We start from the raw sequence: 17,644 nt of genomic DNA on the forward strand, positions 1-17,644 counted from the left end.
GCGCCCTCGCTGCTTCGGGAGCAGCGAGAGCGCCGTTCGTGTCAGAGCTGAGGGCTCGGCTCAGGCCTGCGGCTGCTGCGGGCCCTGCTGCGGCTGCTGCGGGTAGCCGGCCTGCGGGTAGCCGCCCTGCTGCGGGTAGCCACCCTGCTGCGGGTAGCCGCCCTGCGGGTAGCCGCCGCCGGCCATCGCGTCCTGCTTGGGGTCCGGGCCGTACTGGTTCGGGCCGGGCGTGCCGGCGATGCAGTAGAACACCAGCAGGACAATGCCGCCCACGATCGGGACGAGGCCGATGAGGATCCACCAGCCGGTGCGGTCGGTGTCGTGCAGACGGCGCACGGCGACCGCCAGGGACGGGATCAGCACGGCGAGCGAGTAGAGACCGCTCAGCAGGCCGCCACCGAACTGGAAGCCCGTGCCCGTGGTGGTGAAGCTGGCCGTCCCGATCAGCACGTCGATCAGGGCGAGCACGATGTACGCGATCGCGTTGAACAGCACGAACATCCAGAACTCGGTGCGCCGGGCACGCCCCTTGAAGTCGGCGTACTGCTTGAGCACCTTCAGGTACCACTGCATGGCGAGGACCTCTCACGGAGCGTGTGGCGAGACCGCTCCCGTCGCGGTCCCTGTCGCCCGAGGAGGCTAGCGCCCCGCACGCTCCGTGAGCATTAGGCCGAACGGGTCACTTCTTCAGCAGGCTGCGCGCCATGACCATGCGCTGGATCTGGTTGGTGCCCTCGTAGATCTGCGTGATCTTGGCGTCACGCATCATCCGCTCGACCGGGAAGTCGACGGTGTAGCCGGCGCCGCCGAAGAGCTGCACGGCGTCGGTGGTCACCTGCATGGCCGTGTCCGACGCGAAGCACTTCGACGCCGAGGCGATGAGCCCCATCCGCTTCACGCCCCGCTCGGCCCGGGCCGCAGCCGCGTACACCAGGTGCCGCGACGCCTCGGTCTTCATGGCCATGTCGGCGAGCATGAACTGCACGCCCTGGAAGTCGGCGACGGCCTTGCCGAACTGCCTGCGCTCCCGGACGTAGTCGACCGCGGCGTCGAGGGCCCCCTGCGCGATGCCGACGGCCTGCGCCCCGATGGTCGGACGCGTGTGGTCGAGGGTGGCGAACGCGGTCTTGAGACCGGTGCCGGGCTCGCCGATGATCCGGTCGCCGGGGATGCGGCAGTTCTCGAAGTAGATCTCGGTGGTCGGCGAGCCCTTGATGCCGAGCTTGTGCTCCTTCGGGCCCACCGAGAAGCCCGGGTCGTCGCGGTGCACCACGAACGCCGAGATGCCGTTGGCGCCCTGGTCCGGGTCGGTCTTCGCCATGACCGTGTACCAGTCGGAGACGCCCCCGTTGGTGATCCAGGCCTTGGTGCCGTTGAGCACCCAGCCGTCTCCGTCCCGCTCGGCCCGCGTGCGCATCGAGACCGTGTCCGAGCCGGCCTCCCGCTCCGAGAGCGCGTAGCTGATCATGGACTCGCCGGAGGCGATCGACGGCAGCACCTTCTGCTTCAGCTCCTCGGAGCCGGACAGGATGATGGGCATCGACCCGAGCTTGTTCACCGCCGGGATCAGCGACGCCGACGCGTCGACGCGCGCGACCTCCTCGATGACCATGCAGGCGACGATCGAGTCACCGCCCTCGCCGCCGTACTGCTCGGGGATGTGGATCGCGTGGAAGCCGGCCTGCGTCAGGGCGGTGCGCGCCTCCTGCGGGAACCGCGACTGCTGGTCGACGTCGAACGCGTGCGGCGCGATCTCCTTCTCCGCGAGCGCGCGGACCGACTCGCGCAGCGCGTCGCGCTCCTCGCCGAGGCTGTACAGGTCGAACTCCGGATCCACGGCGGTCCCTCCACACACGACGGCGTTGCGCCCTCACGATACTCGGACGTCCGACCATCGGGGGCGTCCACGGTCCGCGGGGAGTGTGGTCCCGGCGACGGCCGCTCGGCGCCGGCGCGGGGTGGCACCCCGGGGGTCAGCCCCCGGCGGCGTCCTCCCGGGCGCGTGCGGCGAGCGCGGCGTCCTTCGTGGCGACGGTCTCGGCCAGGCCGCTCTGGAACCGCTCCATCGCCCGTGCGAGCGCGGGGTCGGACGCCGCGAGGATGCGCACCGCGAGCAGGCCCGCGTTGCGCGCCCCGCCGATCGACACCGTCGCCACCGGGACGCCGGCAGGCATCTGCACGATCGAGAGCAGGGAGTCCATCCCGTCGAGGTGGGCCAGTGGCACGGGCACGCCGATCACCGGCAGCACCGTCGCCGAGGCGACCATCCCCGGCAGGTGCGCCGCCCCGCCCGCGCCGGCGACCACGACCCGCACGCCACGACCCGCCGCCGCGCCGGCCCAGTCGAGCATCGCGCGCGGGGTGCGGTGCGCGGAGAGCACGCGCGCCTCCCAGCGCACGCCGAACTCGTCGAGCGCCACCGCGGCCGCACGCATCGTCGGCCAGTCGGAGTCACTGCCCATGACGATCCCCACCGGCGGGGCGGGCTCCGGGCTGCTCATGAGTGCGGGTCCCATCCGTCGCTCCACACGCCGGTGGAGAGGTGGTCGGCGGCCATGCGGGCGCGGGAGCGCACCGCGTCGAGGTCGTCACCGCGCACCGTCACGTGGCCGATCTTGCGCCCGGGCCGCTCGCCCTTGCCGTAGAGGTGCACCCGCGCATCGGGGAAGCGGGCGAAGGTGTGGTGCAGGCGCTCGTCGAGCTTCGTCGCCGGCACGGGGTCGCCCCCGAGCACGTTGGCCATCACGGTCACGGGCGCGGTGGTCGTCGTCGCGCCCAGGGGGTAGTCGAGCACGGCCCGCAGGTGCTGCTCGAACTGCGAGGTCACCGACCCCTCGATCGTCCAGTGCGCCGAGTTGTGGGGGCGCATCGCGAGCTCGTTGACCACCAGCCCGTCGGCGGTCTCGAACAGCTCGACGGCCAGCAGCCCGACGACGCCCAGCGCCTCGGCGATGCGCAGGGCGAGCTGGTCGGCCTCCTCGCCCCGCCCCGGGTCCAGGCCGGGGGCGGGCGCCAGCACCTCGGTGCAGATGCCCTGCTCCTGCACCGTCTCGACCACCGGCCACACCGCGGCCTGCCCGAACGGCGAGCGGGCGAGGACGGTGGCCAGCTCGCGCCGCAACGGCACCCGCTGCTCGACCATGAGCGGGGTGCCCGCGGCGAGCAGCTCGGTCACGGTGGCCCGGGCGGCCTCGGCGTCGTCGAGCATCCACACCCCGCGCCCGTCGTAGCCGCCGCGCACCGCCTTGAGCACGACCGGCCAGCCGTGGTCGGCGGCGAAGGCGGTGACGTCGTCGACGCCCTGCACCGCGGCGAACGGCGGCACCGGCTCGCCGAGCTCCGCGAGGCGTGTGCGCATCGCGAGCTTGTCCTGGGCGTGGTGCAGGGCGTCGGGGCCCGGGTGGACGGTGTGGCCCTCGGCGACGAGCGCGCGCAGGTGCTCGCCGGGCACGTGCTCGTGGTCGAACGTCAGGGCCTCGGCGCCCGCGGCCGCGCGGCGCAACGCGTCGAGGTCGCGGTGATCGCCCAGCACGACGTCCGGAGCGACGAGCGCGGCGGGCTCGTCCGGGCCGGTCGCCAGCACCCGCAGCGACTGCCCGAGCGCGACGGCGGCCTGGTGCGTCATCCGCGCGAGCTGGCCGCCGCCGACCATCGTCACCACGGGCAGACCGGTGCGCTCGTCCACGGTGGGGAGACGGTACGCGTCCTGGTGATCAGGGGTGCGACGCGGCCGGGTCGGGCGCCGGCACCTCGTCACGCAGCCGCTCGAGCAGCGCGCACGCCTCGTCATGGGTGGCCGGCAGGGGCTCGATCCGCACCGACGGGGGCCCGGCGAGGCCCTCCGCGGCGGCCAGCCGGCGCTCGGCGAGGCGGCGCAGCACCCCGACGCGCTCGATGAGCCCCTCGCGCGGGGCGAGCACGACGAGGGTGCCGCGACCGACCACCGCGACCGACTCGCCCGCGTCGAACACGACGCGAGCGGCGTCGCCGGCGATCGTCAGCGGTGCGACCCGGCGCCAGTCCCGGACGTCGAGCGTGAGCACCACGAGCGCCCGTCCCTCGCCCGCGTCGCGGCCGTGGGCGCGCGCGGCGCGGTAGACCTCGGCGAGGCGGGTGCGCAGGTAGCGGACGCTCGCCAGCCCGGAGAGCGGGTCGACCGCGGCGGTCTCGGCCAGGTCGCCGCACGCCACGTCGGTCCACGCGAGCGACACCGCGCGCAGCAGCCGGACGCCGTCGGGACCGCGGCCGGCGCCCGCCGGGTCGGCGCCGCGCCCGGGGAGGGCGACCGCGGTGGCGACGCCGGCGCCGCCGCAGACGGCCGTGTTGAGCGCGGCGAGGTCGGTGAGCGTCTCGGCGAGCCCCACCCCCGCGCCGGCCCGGGCACCCGCCCAGCCCGCGAGCGCCCGCTCGACCGCGCGGTCGCGGGCCTCCCGGTCCTCGTACCGGGCGGTGACGACCTCGCACACCGCGTCGACGGACGGGTCCGGCCAGTCCGCGGCCGAGGCCCAGCCCAGCGCGCTGCTGCAGGCGAACCACCGCTCCCGCAGCGCCGCGGCCCTCTCGGCCCCACCTGGCCCGCCCACCAGGTGCGGCCTCCTCCCGGTGGCCCGCGTGTCCTGCTCGGTACTCACGTCCATCCGGCTGGCCCACCTCCGGCGTCGCATGGTGCCCGTTGCCCGCGGGGACGTGCGTCCCGGGCCGGAGACGCGCGACGGCGTCATCCATGACGGTGACGGTCACCGGTTCGGCCGTACGGGCGAGAGAAACTCCGCCGACGGGTGGGGAGGTGGTCGGGGCGATGACGGCCGACGAGGGCGGACACCCCGGCGCCCGCGACGGCGGCACGGGCGGGGGCACCGGGGGCTCCGGGGGTGCTGACCCGCGCAGCGACGCCGACCTCATCGCCCGCCTGCGCGGCCGCGGGGCCGACCACGACTCCACCGCCGCCTTCGCCGCCCTCTACGCCCGCCACCACGACGCCGCGCGGGCCCTGGCCCGCCAGCTCGCCCGCTCCCCCGCCGACGCGGACGACCTCGTCGCCGGCGCCTTCATGCGCATGCTCGAGGTCCTGCGGGCCGGACGAGGGCCGACCGAGGCGTTCCGGGCGTACCTGCTGACGTCGGTGCGCCACCTCGCCTACGACCGCAGCCGCGCCGAGCGACGCCTCGACCTCACCGACGAGATCGCCGACGTCCACGGTGTCGACCCCGACGGCACCGTCGTCCCGTTCACCGACCCGGCCCTCGCGGGCCTGGAGCGCACCCTCGCTGCCCGTGCCTTCGCGACGCTGCCCGAGCGCTGGCAGGCGGTGCTCTGGCACCTCGAGGTCGAGGGGGACACGCCCGCCGACATCGCGCCCCTGTTCGGGCTGTCGGCCAATGCCGTCTCGGCCCTGGGGTACCGGGCACGCGAGGGCCTGCGTCAGGCCTACCTGCAGGAGCACCTCGCCGCCGGTTCCGGACGCTGGGACCGGCGCCACCGCGACACCGGCGAGCGGCTCGGCGCCTACACCCGCGGCGGTCTGTCCCGCCGCGACGCCCAGCGCGTCGAGGCCCACCTCGCGGAGTGCGCCGAGTGCCGCGCCCTGGCCGACGAGCTCCGCGAGGTCAACTCCGGGATGGTCCGCGCCGTCGTCGCGCCGCTCGTGCTCGGCGGCGGCCTCGTCGGCTACCTCGCCTCGCGGGGCGGGACCGGCAGCCTGGCCCTCGACGCGAGCACCGGCGAGCTGGCGGTCGTCGGCGGCGGGGCGCTGGGCGTGCTCGGCGCACTCAGCGGCCTGACCGGCGCCGTACGGCCCACCCTCCCGAACCGGCTGGGCACCGTCGGCGCCCTCGGCCTCGCCGGCGCGGCGGGGATCGCGGCGTTCGTCCTCGGCGACGCCCTCGAGCCGCCGCCCGTGCCGCCGGTGGCGGGCCCCGCGTGGCCGGCCGGCCTCCCGCCGGTGGGGAGCCCGGCGCCGCCGTCCCCGGGTCCGCCCGCTCCGCCCCCGACCCCGTCGCCCGTGGCCCCGTCGCCCTCCGCCGCGCCGGTCCCGGCCGCGCCGCCCCTGGCCGCGCCGGCCCCCGGTGCGTCCGTCCGGGGCACACCGAGGTCCGCCCGTACCGAGGCCGCCCTCGACGTCCCCGGCCTCTTCGGCCCCGGGGCCGTGCCCCGGGGCGCGTCCGCCGAGGGTCCGGAGGAGACCGGACGGGAATCGCGGGCCACGCGCGCCGGGTCGGTCGACGACCGCCGCGCCCCGCAGGAGGACGACCGGTGGGGCCAGGCGCCCGCCGAGCGGTCCCGCGCGACCGGCCGGGACACCACGGGGTGGGCGGCGGACACCGGCCCGGTCCCGTCCGGCATGTCTCGAGACTGTGCGCTCACCGTGCGCCTTCCCGTCCTGGGTGCGGCCGCGGCACTCTGCCCGACCGGCCCGCGCTGAGCGCGCCCGTCACTACACTGCGCGCGGTGACCGATCGCCGCGCAGCCGTCGGGGCGGATCCCGTCCCGTCCGGGCCGTGGGGCCGGGCAGCGCGGCTGGCCGACCGGCACGGCGAGCTGGTCAAGTTCGCCACGGTCGGGGCGATCACGTTCGTGGTGGACACGGCGGTGTTCGTCACCGCCAAGTCCACCGTGCTCGAGCCGAAGCCGGTCACCGCGAAGGTCCTCGCGGTGCTCATCGCCACGATCGTCGGGTACGTGCTCAACCGCGAGTGGTCGTTCCGGCTGCGCGGGGGCCGGGGCCGGCCGCACGAGGCGCTGCTGTACTTCGCGGTGTCGGGTGTCGCGCTGGCGGTCAACGCCGCCCCGCTGGGGGTCTCGCGCTACGTGCTCGACCTCGCCCAGCCCGCGGTGTCCTCGCTGACCGAGCACGTGGCCGACCTCGTCAGCGCGCAGGTCGTGGGCACGCTGCTGGCGATGGTGTTCCGGTGGTGGGCGTTCCGCCGGTGGGTGTTCCCCGACGAGGTCGGCCCGCTGCGCTGAGCCGCACGCGGGCCCCGGACGTGCCGGACCAGGGACGATGCGATCCGGCCGCCCGCCGTCACCGCGTCGCAACCCGAACGGGCGACGCAACTGCCCCGTCGGAGGCGGCACGGCGCGCCCGGTCGGGGCCACGACGACCGCCGGTCTCCGACCGTGCGCCGGTCGTCGCCCGAACGCGCTGTCAGAAGCAGGGTTCTTGATACTTTCGGGCCCGCCTGGCCGGCCGGTCGGAGAGGTCGGGAGCGCACCGGACGCGGAGGAGGACCTGCTGTGCCCAAGCTGCCGTGCCCCCACCGACACCCCGGCCGAGCCACGCGCGCCGCGCGCGAGCCCGACGAGCTCGAGCACTGCGACGGCCTGATGGTCCTCGTGCTCGACCCCGTCACCGGGGCCGCCGACACCTACGGGCCCTACCCGGCCGGGCGTGCCCGCGCCGAGGCCGACGGGCGCCGCCAGGAACTCGACGCCGAGGACCTCACGGACGTCACCGTCGCGCTCGTCCGCCACCACCGACCCCGCTGACCGGCGCCCGACCGCCTCACCGCGGGGTGCTCGGCAGGGGGCGCGCGGCGGCCACGGTCCGGTCGGTGCGCGGGACGGGGAGGAAGACGGCGAAGACGGCGGGGCGCGTGCGCGCGAGCTCGAGGCGTCCCCCGTCGGCCTCGATCAGCGCGCGGGCGAGGGCGAGGCCGACACCGGTGGACGCGGCGCCGGACACCCCGCGGTCGAAGACGTGCGGCGCGAGCTCGGGCGGCACGCCGTCGCCGTGGTCGCCGACCTCGACGACGATCGTGTCGTTGTCCGACAGCCGTGCGGTGAGCGTGACCGTGCCCCGGCCGTGACGCAGCGCGTTGTCGACGAGCACGCCCAGCGCCTCGCGCAGACGTCCCGACGTGGCCCGCGCGACGAGCCCCTCGGGCGCCCGCACGCGCACCGCCCGGCTCTCGGCGTGCAGCGGGTCGTGCCACTCGGCCGCGACGGCCTCCAGCTCGCCCGCGACCTCGACCGGTGCCGCACCCGACGCGCGGGCCTCCCGGGCCGAGGCGAGCAGCTCGTCGAGCACCTCGGCCAGGCGCTCGGCCTGCTCGAGCGCCGCGGCACCCTCGGCGGACACGTGCTCGTCGGGGTTCGCCGCGAGCTCGTCGAGGCGCAGCTGCAGCGCGGTGAGACGGCTGCGCAGCTGGTGGGACACGTCGCCGACGAGGTCGCGCTCGCGCTGCAGCAGCTCCGCGAGCGCGGTGGCCGAGGAGTCGAGCACGTCGGAGACGCGGTCGAGCTCCGGGATGCCGTGGCGGTGCGGAGCGGGCCGGAAGTCGCCGGCGCCCAGCCGGGCGGCCCGCCCGGCGACCTGCTGGAGCGGGACGGCGAGCCGCCGGGCGGTCAGCGTCGCCACCACCGCGCCCACGGCCACCGACAGCAGCACCGCGGCGACCACCAGCGCCGTCGCCTGCAGCTGGCGCGCCCGCATCTCGGCGGTCGGCTCGGAGAGCACCGCGGTGCCCGACAGCCCGAAGGGCAGCGTCTCGCTCACCGTCGGGCCCGGCTCCTGCTCGCCCAGCGTGCTCGTCCCGCGCGGCGTCCGGACCACCAGCGACCCACCGGGCGGGACCGCGATCCCGACGGCGCTGAGGTCGACGGGGCGGTCCGACGAGGCCTGCGCGTCGAGCGTGGCGACCACCTGTCGGAGCCGGGAGTTGATGTCGGCGCGCGTGAAGTCCTCGACGAGCTGCCATGTCGTGAGTGCCAGCGGCCCGCCCAGCACCGCGACGGTGATCGTCACGACGATGAGCGTGGAGACGAGGATCCGGCGCCGCACCCGCGCGCTCCTAGGTGTTGAAGCGGAAGCCGACCCCGCGCACCGTGCTGATGCGCTTGCCGTTGCCGCCGCCCTCATCGACGAGCTTGCGACGCAGCCACGACATGTGCATGTCGAGCGTCTTCGAGGTCTTCATCTCGGGGTCGTTCCAGACCTCGCGCAGGATCTCCTCGCGCGAGACGACCTGCCCGGCGTGGGCCATGAGCACGCGCAGGAGCTCGAACTCCTTGTTGGCCAGCCCGACCTCGACGCCGTCGACGGTGACCCGGCGCGCCGAGGGCTCGAGCCGCACCCCGCCCGCGTCGAGCACCTCCGGCGCCCGCCGGCGCAGCAGCGCCCGCACCCGCGCCAGGAGCTCTGCCAGCCGGAACGGCTTGCCCACGTAGTCGTCGGCGCCCGCGTCGAGGCCGACGACGAAGTCCACCTCGTCGGTGCGGGCGGTCAGCATGAGCACCGGCAGGTCGGGCTGCTCGGCGCGCACCCGCCGGCACACCTCCAGCCCGTCCATCCCGGGCAGGCCGAGATCGAGCACCATGAGGTCCGGCCCGGCCGCCCCCGCCCGGGTCAGCGCGGCCGGCCCGTCGCCGACGACGTCGACCCGGTAGCCCTCGCGCTGGAGCGCCCGCGACAGGGGACCGGCGATCGCCGCGTCGTCCTCGACGAGCAGCACCGTGGTCACGACGCCACAGTAGACCTGGGGGACACGGCCCCTGGCACGATCGCCGCCCATGAGCCCCGGGACCCCCGCGACCGGGCGCGCCGCCGACCTCGCGCTCGCCCTGGCCCTCGCCGACGCCGCCGACGCGGTGACCCTGCCCCGCTTCCGCGCGGTCGACCTGCGCGTGGAGCGCAAGCCCGACCGCACCCCGGTCACCGACGCCGACACCGCCTGCGAGGACCGGCTGCGCGCCGTGCTCGCCGAGCGTCGCGCCGGCGACGCCGTGCTCGGCGAGGAGCGCGGCGGGCACCTCGGCACCGGGCGGGTGTGGGTGATCGACCCGATCGACGGCACCAAGAACTTCTCCCGCGGGGTGCCGGTGTGGGCGAGCCTCGTCGCCCTGGTGGACGACGGGCGGCCCGTCGTCGGCGTGGTCAGCGCCCCCGCCCTGGGCCGGCGGTGGTGGGCCGCGCAGGGCGAGGGCGCGTTCACGCGCGACCCCGCCCGCGGGGTCGAGGAGGGGCGGCTCGCCGTGTCGGGCGTCGGCGACCTCGCCGACGCCTACGCCTCGACCACCGACCTGGACCACTGGCGGGCCCTCGACCGTCAGGAGCAGTGGCTCGCGCTGACCCGGGCGTGCTGGGAGAGCCGCGCGTTCGGCGACTTCTGGCACCACTGCCTCGTCGCCGAGGGCGTGCTCGACGTCGCCGTGGAGCCGGCGGCCAACACCTGGGACCTCGCCGCGACCCAGGTGCTCGTCGAGGAGGCCGGCGGGCGGCTCACCGACCTCACCGGCGCCGTGCGCCCCGACGGCGGGGACTCCCTGACCAGCAACGGCCTGCTGCACGACGCGGCCCTGGCCCTGGTCGCGCGTCAGGGCTGACCGGCCCCGGCGAGCCGCGCCCACACCAGCCGGCCGAACAGCGAGAAGCAGGCGGCCGACTCGTCGTCGAACCGCGTCCACTCGAAGCGACCACCACCGTCGCACCAGAACACCTCCCACTCCCCCGTCCCGTCGGGGCCGTCGGGCACGGCACGCACGCACCACGCCCGGTCGGCCTCCGCTCCCACGCTGACCGCCGCGTCCGGCACACCGGCCGCGGCCAGCCAGCCCGCCAGCTCACCGGCCCGCACACCGGTTCCGACGCAGCCGGGTCCCGCACGGTTCCCTCCGGCCGCCGCGGGACGGGCTGGCACGATCACCGCCGTGACCACCCCCGAGGTCTGCTTCGAGGACCTGCCCGCCGGCCGGCGCATCGCGCTGGGCACGGTGGTCGTCGACCGGGACGAGATGCTCGCGTTCAACCGCCGTTTCGACCCGCAGCCCTTCCACGTCGACGAGGACGCGGCGCGCGCCTCGCTGTTCGGGGGGCTGTGCGCGTCGGGGTGGTTCACCGCCTCGCTGTGGATGCGCTGCTACGTCGACGGGCTGCTGTCGCGGGCCGCGTCGCTGGGCTCGCCGGGCGGCGACGAGATCGCCTGGCCGGCACCGGTGTTCGCCGGGGACCGGCTGGACGCGGCGATGGAGGTCGTGGCCGCGCGGGTGTCGGCGAGCCGCCCGCAGCTCGGCCTGGTGACGCTCGTCGGGACCCTGACCCGGGGCGCGGGCACCGACGAGGCCGTCGACGTCTACCGCGGGCGCTTCACCGGGATGTTCGGGCGGCGCGGGTCCGACGGAACCGCCGGCGTCTGACGCGCCCGGCCCGCCCCGGCCCGGGGTCGTCCGCCGGCTCCTCGTCGTCCGGGTCGTCCGGGTCGTCCGGGTCGTCCGGGTCGTCGTCCCGGTCCTCCGGCCCGTCCTCGGCCGACCACGCGCCCCAGTCGTCGTCGCCGGTCCGCTCCTCCCGGTCGAGCCCGCCGCGCTCGGCGGCGACCCCCTCGACCATCGTGGCCAGCCGCTCGACGCCTCCGAGCCCCGCGAACTCCCAGGGCTCCTCGGTGCCCACCGTCGACACGACCAGCGTGCCCGCGCCCAGGGCGCGCTCGAGCGCGGTACGCCGGGTGCGCACGCCGGTGATCGTCGAGCCGGCCAGGTCGACGCTCTCGCGCGTGAGCACGCCCTCGCGCACGAGCAGGCGGCGGTCGGTGACGACGAGGTGGGTGCAGCGCCAGCGCACCAGCGGCAGCACCGCGAGCCACACGACCGCGATCACCGCGAGCAGGACGAGCGCCAGCCGCAGCGCGGTGCGGGTGCCCTCGGCGGGCACGGCGGTCGCCAGCGCGGCGAGGAAGGCGGCGAGGAACGCCGCGACCGGCGGGACCAGGGCGGGCACGACGAGCATCCGCCAGTGCGGGCGCCTGTGGGCGAGCACGTGCTCGCCGCGGCGCAGGACGGCGTCGGGGTAGGCCACGGGCACCTCCTCGACCGCCGACCCCGGCGAGGCTAGCGACCCGCGGGCCGCACGTGGACCACGTCGCCCGCCGACACGACGGTCGTGTCCCCGCCCGTGTCACGGACGGCGAGCCGCCCGTCGCGGTCGACGTCCACCGCACGGCCCTCGAGCACGCGCCCCCCGGGCAGCGTCACCGTCACCTCCCGGCCGAGCGTGGCGCAGCGGGCGCGGTAGTCGTCGACGAGCCCGGCCGCGGCGACGTCCCCGTACGCCGAGCGCCAGCGGCCGTCGAGGTCGGCGAGCGCGCGCAGAACGGCGACCAGCACGGTCTCCCGCCCGAGGTGCCCCGCGCCCTCCGCGGCCAGCGACGTCCCCCCGGCCGGCAGGTCGGCGGCGGCCGTGCCGACGTTGAGCCCGATGCCGACCACCAGCGCGCGCTCGTCCCCGCCCTCCGCGACCTCGGCGAGCACGCCCGCGCCCTTGCCCTGCCCGGGACCGAGCAGCAGGTCGTTCGGCCACTTCAGGGCCGCCGGGACGTCACCGCCGGTCACCTCGCCGACCGCCTCCACCAGCGCCAGCCCGGCCAGCAGCGGCGCCCACCCCCAGCGTTCGACGGCCACCTCGCGCGGGCGCAGGAGCACCGAGAACGTCAGGCCCTCCCCCGCCCGGTCGGACCACACCCGGTCGCGGCGGCCCCGCCCGGCGTCCTGGTGCTCGGCGACCAGCACGGTGCGGTCGGGGGTGGCCGGGTCGGCGGCCCGGGCGGCGAGGTCGGCGTTGGTCGAGCCGGTGCGCGTCACGACCTCCAGCGACGCCCACGGCCCCGACGGCGGGGCCAGGGCACGTCGCAGGGCGTCGCGGTCCAGGGGTGCGGCCTCCACGCCCGCGCACCGTAGTAGTGCCCCTGATCACCTCCCCTCCCACGAACCCGGGCGGTGTCGGGGCCGGTCGCTACAGTGCCGCTCCATGACCGCCGCGACGGAGCCGTTGCCGGAGCCCGACAGCCCTGCCGGTGGGGCTGCCGGGGAGCCCGACATCCACACCTCGGCCGGCAAGCTGGCCGACTGGTACCGGCGCCAGGACGACGTCGTGCACGCGGGCAGCGAGCGGGCCGTCGAGCGGCAGCACGCCAAGGGCCGCAAGACCGCGCGCGAGCGCATCGACCTGCTGCTCGACGAGGGCTCGTTCCTCGAGTTCGACGCGATGGCGCGGCACCGGTCCACCAACTTCGGCCTCGAGCAGAACCGCCCCTACGGCGACGGGGTGGTCACCGGTCAGGGCACGGTCGACGGGCGCCCGGTCTGCGTGTTCTCCCAGGACGCGACGGTGTTCGGCGGCGCGCTCGGCGAGGTCTACGGCGAGAAGATCGTCAAGGTCATGGACGTGGCCATGAAGATCGGCTGCCCGGTCGTCGGCATCAACGACGGCGGCGGTGCGCGCATCCAGGAGGGCGTGGTCGCGCTCGGCCTCTACGGCGAGATCTTCCGGCGCAACGTGCACGCCTCGGGCGTGGTCCCGCAGATCTCGCTGGTGATGGGTCCCGCGGCCGGCGGCGCGGTGTACTCCCCCGCGCTCACCGACTTCACGGTGATGGTCGACGAGACCTCGTTCATGTTCATCACCGGGCCCGACGTCATCAAGACCGTCACCGGTGAGGACGTGGAGTTCGAGGCGCTGGGCGGGGCGCGCACCCACAACACCACCTCGGGCAACGCCCACTACCTGGCCTCCGACGAGGAGGACGCGATCTCGTTCGTGCAGGAGCTCCTGGGCTACCTGCCGTCGAACAACCTCACCGACCCGCCGCGCATCGCCGGCGAGGAGGAGTCCGGCTCGGTACCGGAGGGCATCGGCGAGACCGACCTCGAGCTCGACACCCTCGTGCCCGACTCGCCCAACCAGCCCTACGACATCCGCGAGGCCATCACGCGGGTCGTCGACGACGGCGAGTTCCTCGAGATCCAGGCGCTCTACGCGTCCAACATCGTCACCGGCTACGGCCGGGTCGAGGGGCGCCCGGTGGGCATCGTCGCGAACCAGCCCACCCAGCTGGCCGGCTGCCTCGACATCGGCGCCAGCGAGAAGGCCGCGCGCTTCGTGCGCACCTGCGACACGTTCAACATCCCGGTGCTCACCTTCGTCGACGTGCCGGGGTTCCTGCCGGGCACCGACCAGGAGTACAACGGCATCATCCGCCGCGGCGCCAAGCTGATCTACGCCTACGCGGAGGCGACGGTCCCGCTGGTCACCGTCATCTGCCGCAAGGCCTACGGCGGCGCGTACGACGTCATGGGCTCCAAGCACCTGGGCGCCGACGTCAACATCGCCTGGCCCACCGCGCAGATCGCGGTCACCGGGGCGTCCGGCGCGGTGAGCATCCTCTACCGCAAGGAGCTGGCGAAGGTGGCCGAGGAGGGCGGCGACGTGGAGGCCCGGCGCGCCGAGCTCCAGCAGGAGTACGAGGACACGCTGGCCAACCCCTACATCGCCGCCGAGCGCGGCTACGTGGACGCCGTGGTCCCCCCGTCGCACACCCGCGGCTACGTCGCCCGCTCCCTGCGGATGCTCGAGACCAAGCGCGAGACGTTGCCGCCGCGCAAGCACGGGAACGTGCCCCTGTGAGCGCAGCGAACGACGAGGTGACGCTGTGAGCGCAGGCGAACGACGAGGTGACGCTGTGAGCGCAGCGAACGACGAGGTGACGCTGTGAGCGCAGCGAACGACGAGGAGTCGGCCCGCCCGGTGCTGCGCATCGTGCGCGGCGAGCCCGACGCCGTGGAGATCGCGGCGCTCACGGCCGTGCTCGCCGCGGCGGGAGGCGGGGGTGACCCCGAGGGCGAGGCCGTCGCGCCGGTCGCGCCGTCGACCTGGGCGCGCCCGGTCGACCTCGTGCGTGGCCCCGTCCACCCCGGCCCCGGCGGCTGGCGGGCCTCGGCCCGTCCCCGCTGACCGCCTCGAGCTCCCCAGGTGACCTGATGGCCCTGTTGCGCCGACGTCGTCGCACGCTCGTGGGTGGCGAGTCCTACCGGGACGCCGACCACGCCCTCATGCCGATCCCGCCGACGGGCGGGCTCGTCAGCGCGCAGCTCCGCAACGTCGAGGGCCGGCCGCTGCCCGGCGTCAGCGTCGCGATCGTGGAGACCGAGGGGCTGCGGCGGGTGGTCACCCAGTCGCCCACCGACCCCTTCGGTTTCTACACCTCGGCCGTGCCCAGCGGCTCCTACACGCTGCGCGCCTCCCTCGGCGGCTACCGCACGCTGACCCGGGAGCTCGCCGTGGGCCGCGGCGACCACGCCGCCCTCGGCGCGCTCACGATGACCGCCGACCAGGGCACCACCCGCCCGCCGCCCGGGGAGTGGGTGATCGACGACGCCCACAGCCGGCTGGGGTTCGTCGCGCGCCACATCGCGCTCTCCCGGGTGTACGGCGAGTTCACCCGGTTCCGCGGGTCGATCGTCATCGCCGAGGAGCTCGAGGACTCCAGCATCGATGTCGTCATCGACGCGGCCAGTATCGAGACCCACAACGCCCAGCGCGACGCCCACCTGCGCTCGCAGGACTTCCTGGCCGTCGACGACCACCCGCAGCTGCAGTTCTCCAGCACGCGCTTCGCGGTGCGGGCGGGCAACTCGTGGACGATCGACGGCGACCTGACGATCCGGGGGCGCACCAACGACGTCCGGCTCGACACCACCTACCTCGGCACCCAGACGTGGAACGGCACGCGCGTGGGGGCGACGGCCACCACCTCGCTGCACCGGGAGCACTTCACGCTCAACTGGCAGCAGATGGTCGCCCGCGGCATCCCCGTCGTCGGCTCCACGATCCAGATCCACCTGGACGTCCAGGCGGTCCTCCAGCTCTGACGCGTCACTCGCCGGCGTCGACCAGCGCGGCCGTCCAGAGCTGTCCGAGCCAGGTGGCGTAGGCCTCATCGGACCAGCCGCGCCGGTCGACGAGGGTGAGCCACAGCGAGCCGTCGGTGGTGGCGAAGAGGACGTCGCGGCAGGTGTCCGCGGGCACCGCCAGCCGGCCGGTGGCCTCGGCGGCCCGGGCGTGCTCGCCCATGCTCGCCAGCCGCGCCTCGTCGATCTCGGCGAGGAGGGCGGCGGCCGCGGGGTCGGCGCCGGCGGCGCCCTGGATGACCAGGCGAAGCCGTGCCGTGCGACGCATGATCGTCGTGTTGACGACGGCGAAGCGCAGGAGCCGGGCCCGGAGGTCCGGCTCGGCGAAGACCGCGCGCAGCTCCGGCCGGTCCAGGAGGTGGACGTCGCGGTCGTCGCCCCCGACGGCGACGTCCCAGACGCGGTGCAGCACGGTAACCTTGTTCCGGAACGCCGCGTAGATCGTCGGCGTCGCGAGCCCGGCGGCATCGGCGATGTCGGCCAGCGTCGTGGCGCCGTAGCCGCGGGTCACGAACAGCTCGTGCGCGGCGGTCAGCGCGCGCGACCGGGTCTCCCGCGCCTGCTCCTGCCGGCGCGTGGAGTCGTAGCGCCTCTTGACGCCGTCCGACATCGGGTAGAGCCTTTCTCTATTCGATCCACCACAACTATATCGGAGTTGAGGACGATGGCGGCGACGACCGAGGTCGAGGAGTTCCTCGCGACGATGCTGCCGCGGCAGCGGGACGCCGAGCAGGCGCTCTGCCGTGGTGACGCGCGGGCGCGCACGGCGACGTGGTCGCGGCACGACCCGGTGACCCTGTTCGGTGCCGCCGTCACGCTGCGGCAGGGCTGGGACGCGGTCGACGCGACCTCCCGCGCGATCGCCGAGCGGGTCGCGGACAAGCACCTGCGCGACTACGAGCTCCAGGTCGTCGCGGCCGGGGCCGACGCCGACCTGGCCTACACGGTGGCCTTCGAGCACAAGACGTTCGTGGTCGACGGCGAGCCCGTGTCCTACACGCTCCGGGTCACGCACGTGTACCGGCGAGAGGACGGCGAGTGGCGCATCGTGCACCGGCACGGGGACTTCCCACCGCCCGGCCAGGACGCTCGGTCGCCGGTGACCTCGCGAGAATGGCCGGCCTCACTACGGTGACGCCGTGCACGGGGGCCGACGGTGACCGACGGGTTCGACAGCGACGTGCCCTCCCCCGCGCGGATGTACGACTACTACCTCGGGGGCCGGGACAACTTCGCCGCCGACCGCGAGGCCGCTGAGGCGGTCATCGCCAGCCACCCCGAGCAGCGCCAGCTCGCCCGCAACAACCGGGCGTTCCTCGTGCGCGCCGTCGAGCACCTCGCCGCGGCCGGGATCACGCAGTTCGTCGACGTGGGCACCGGCATCCCCACGTCGCCGACCGTGCACGAGGTCGCCCGGCGCACCGCCCCGGACGCGCGCGTGGTGTACGTCGATGACGATCCCGTGGTGCTCGCGCACGCGCGGGCCCTGCTCGCCGAGGACCCCACGCGCGCCGTGGTCGAGGCCGACATGCACGACCCGGCGGCGATCACCACGCACCCGGACGTGGTGCGGCTGATCGACCCGGAGCGCCCGGTCGCGGTGCTGTTCGTCGCGGTCCTGCACTTCTCCGCGGGCGACGAGCCCCGCCGGATCGTCGAGCACTTCCGGCGCCGCATGGCCCGCGGCTCCTACCTGGTGATCTCGGCGGGCAGCTCCGAGGGGCTCTCCGAGGGCGAGCTCGCCGAGCTCCGCGCGGCCTACGCGCGCACCCCGCGCGGCGGGCACCTGCGCACGCGGGACGAGATCGCGGCGCTCTTCGACGGCTTCGAGCTGGTCGAGCCGGGCCTCGTCGACGTCTGCCGCTGGCGGGGCCTCGAGCGGCCGACGCACGTGTCGATCCTCGCGGGTGTGGGCCGTCTCGAGGACGGCCACGCGGACGGGACGCCGACCCCGACGTAGGGTGCCCCA

Annotated in this window: 21 protein-coding genes; 10 read left to right on the top strand and 11 right to left on the bottom strand. The window is 75.5% G+C overall.

Going from position 1 to position 17,644, the window contains the following annotated elements; genetic code table 11:
• Positions 1-60: 60 nt before the first annotated feature.
• From C8D89_RS03945 to C8D89_RS03965, 5 genes are all read right to left on the bottom strand, one after another.
• Positions 61-573 carry a DUF805 domain-containing protein gene (locus C8D89_RS03945; RefSeq protein ID WP_116706674.1) on the bottom strand — a complete coding sequence of 171 codons (513 nt, stop codon included), beginning with the start codon at positions 571-573 and terminating at the stop codon, positions 61-63.
• Positions 574-679: 106 nt separating this feature from the next.
• A complete protein-coding gene (locus C8D89_RS03950) occupies positions 680-1,837 on the bottom strand; it encodes an acyl-CoA dehydrogenase (protein ID WP_116706675.1) in 1,158 nt (385 codons plus the stop codon).
• A gap of 136 nt (positions 1,838-1,973) precedes the next feature.
• Positions 1,974-2,516, bottom strand: a complete 543-nt coding sequence (gene purE / locus C8D89_RS03955) for a 5-(carboxyamino)imidazole ribonucleotide mutase (RefSeq protein ID WP_243417817.1) — start codon at positions 2,514-2,516, stop codon at positions 1,974-1,976.
• Positions 2,498-3,685, bottom strand: a complete 1,188-nt coding sequence (locus tag C8D89_RS03960) for a 5-(carboxyamino)imidazole ribonucleotide synthase (protein WP_207787008.1) — start codon at positions 3,683-3,685, stop codon at positions 2,498-2,500. The genes purE and C8D89_RS03960 overlap by 19 nt, the downstream gene beginning before the upstream one ends.
• A 28-nt stretch (positions 3,686-3,713) precedes the next feature.
• The gene (locus C8D89_RS03965) at positions 3,714-4,637 is read right to left on the bottom strand and encodes a GGDEF domain-containing protein (protein ID WP_133251809.1); all 924 of its coding nucleotides are present in this window, start codon (positions 4,635-4,637) and stop codon (positions 3,714-3,716) included.
• A 161-nt stretch (positions 4,638-4,798) separates the two neighbouring features.
• Between C8D89_RS03965 and C8D89_RS03970 the strand changes: the two genes are divergently transcribed.
• From C8D89_RS03970 to C8D89_RS03980, 3 genes are all read left to right on the top strand, one after another.
• Complete coding sequence (locus C8D89_RS03970; RefSeq protein WP_165825532.1) at positions 4,799-6,421, top strand: sigma-70 family RNA polymerase sigma factor; 1,623 nt, start codon at positions 4,799-4,801, stop codon at positions 6,419-6,421.
• 95 nt (positions 6,422-6,516) lie between these two features.
• Entirely contained in the window at positions 6,517-6,963 is a 447-nt protein-coding gene (locus tag C8D89_RS03975) for a GtrA family protein (RefSeq protein ID WP_207787054.1), read from the top strand.
• 270 nt (positions 6,964-7,233) lie between these two features.
• Positions 7,234-7,485 (top strand): hypothetical protein, encoded by a 252-nt coding sequence (locus C8D89_RS03980; protein WP_116706681.1) that lies wholly within the window; start codon positions 7,234-7,236, stop codon positions 7,483-7,485.
• Between the two features lie 16 nt (positions 7,486-7,501).
• Here C8D89_RS03980 and C8D89_RS03985 read toward each other — a convergent pair whose 3' ends face one another.
• On the bottom strand, positions 7,502-8,779 hold the full coding sequence (locus C8D89_RS03985; RefSeq protein WP_116706682.1) for an ATP-binding protein: 1,278 nt from the start codon (positions 8,777-8,779) through the stop codon (positions 7,502-7,504).
• A 10-nt stretch (positions 8,780-8,789) separates the two neighbouring features.
• Positions 8,790-9,458 (bottom strand): response regulator transcription factor, encoded by a 669-nt coding sequence (locus tag C8D89_RS03990; RefSeq protein WP_116706683.1) that lies wholly within the window; start codon positions 9,456-9,458, stop codon positions 8,790-8,792.
• A gap of 49 nt (positions 9,459-9,507) precedes the next feature.
• On the opposite strand from C8D89_RS03990, the gene C8D89_RS03995 reads away from it, so the two are divergent.
• Entirely contained in the window at positions 9,508-10,320 is an 813-nt protein-coding gene (locus tag C8D89_RS03995; RefSeq protein ID WP_116706684.1) for an inositol monophosphatase family protein, read from the top strand.
• On the opposite strand, the gene C8D89_RS04000 is transcribed toward C8D89_RS03995, so the two are convergent.
• The gene (locus C8D89_RS04000; RefSeq protein ID WP_116706685.1) at positions 10,311-10,571 is read right to left on the bottom strand and encodes a hypothetical protein; all 261 of its coding nucleotides are present in this window, start codon (positions 10,569-10,571) and stop codon (positions 10,311-10,313) included. The genes C8D89_RS03995 and C8D89_RS04000 overlap by 10 nt on opposite strands.
• A gap of 73 nt (positions 10,572-10,644) precedes the next feature.
• On the opposite strand from C8D89_RS04000, the gene C8D89_RS04005 reads away from it, so the two are divergent.
• Positions 10,645-11,130, top strand: coding sequence for a MaoC family dehydratase (locus tag C8D89_RS04005; RefSeq protein WP_243417819.1), 486 nt, complete (start codon positions 10,645-10,647; stop codon positions 11,128-11,130).
• Here the strand turns inward: C8D89_RS04005 and C8D89_RS04010 are convergent.
• Positions 11,081-11,788, bottom strand: coding sequence for a PH domain-containing protein (locus C8D89_RS04010; protein WP_116706686.1), 708 nt, complete (start codon positions 11,786-11,788; stop codon positions 11,081-11,083). The genes C8D89_RS04005 and C8D89_RS04010 overlap by 50 nt on opposite strands.
• Before the next feature lie 32 nt (positions 11,789-11,820).
• Positions 11,821-12,651 (bottom strand): biotin--[acetyl-CoA-carboxylase] ligase, encoded by an 831-nt coding sequence (locus C8D89_RS04015; protein ID WP_116706687.1) that lies wholly within the window; start codon positions 12,649-12,651, stop codon positions 11,821-11,823.
• Between the two features lie 85 nt (positions 12,652-12,736).
• Here C8D89_RS04015 and C8D89_RS04020 point away from each other — a divergent pair, with 85 nt between their 5' ends.
• The 3 genes from C8D89_RS04020 to C8D89_RS04030 all read left to right on the top strand — a co-directional run bounded on the left by C8D89_RS04020 (position 12,737) and on the right by C8D89_RS04030 (position 15,636).
• A complete protein-coding gene (locus C8D89_RS04020; protein WP_116706688.1) occupies positions 12,737-14,392 on the top strand; it encodes an acyl-CoA carboxylase subunit beta in 1,656 nt (551 codons plus the stop codon).
• 84 nt (positions 14,393-14,476) lie between these two features.
• Positions 14,477-14,719 (top strand): acyl-CoA carboxylase subunit epsilon, encoded by a 243-nt coding sequence (locus C8D89_RS04025; protein WP_116706689.1) that lies wholly within the window; start codon positions 14,477-14,479, stop codon positions 14,717-14,719.
• Between the two features lie 26 nt (positions 14,720-14,745).
• Positions 14,746-15,636 (top strand): YceI family protein, encoded by an 891-nt coding sequence (locus C8D89_RS04030; protein ID WP_243417821.1) that lies wholly within the window; start codon positions 14,746-14,748, stop codon positions 15,634-15,636.
• Between the two features lie 4 nt (positions 15,637-15,640).
• On the opposite strand, the gene C8D89_RS04035 is transcribed toward C8D89_RS04030, so the two are convergent.
• On the bottom strand, positions 15,641-16,285 hold the full coding sequence (locus C8D89_RS04035) for a TetR family transcriptional regulator (RefSeq protein WP_116706690.1): 645 nt from the start codon (positions 16,283-16,285) through the stop codon (positions 15,641-15,643).
• A gap of 54 nt (positions 16,286-16,339) precedes the next feature.
• On the opposite strand from C8D89_RS04035, the gene C8D89_RS04040 reads away from it, so the two are divergent.
• Positions 16,340-16,810: a nuclear transport factor 2 family protein gene (locus tag C8D89_RS04040; protein WP_116706691.1), complete on the top strand. Its 471-nt coding sequence runs from the start codon at positions 16,340-16,342 to the stop codon at positions 16,808-16,810.
• Positions 16,811-16,831: 21 nt separating this feature from the next.
• Positions 16,832-17,635 carry an SAM-dependent methyltransferase gene (locus C8D89_RS04045; RefSeq protein ID WP_207787009.1) on the top strand — a complete coding sequence of 268 codons (804 nt, stop codon included), beginning with the start codon at positions 16,832-16,834 and terminating at the stop codon, positions 17,633-17,635.
• Positions 17,636-17,644 lie beyond the last annotated feature (9 nt).

This window comes from Actinomycetospora cinnamomea (assembly GCF_003096675.1).
Lineage (GTDB): Bacteria > Actinomycetota > Actinomycetes > Mycobacteriales > Pseudonocardiaceae > Actinomycetospora > Actinomycetospora cinnamomea.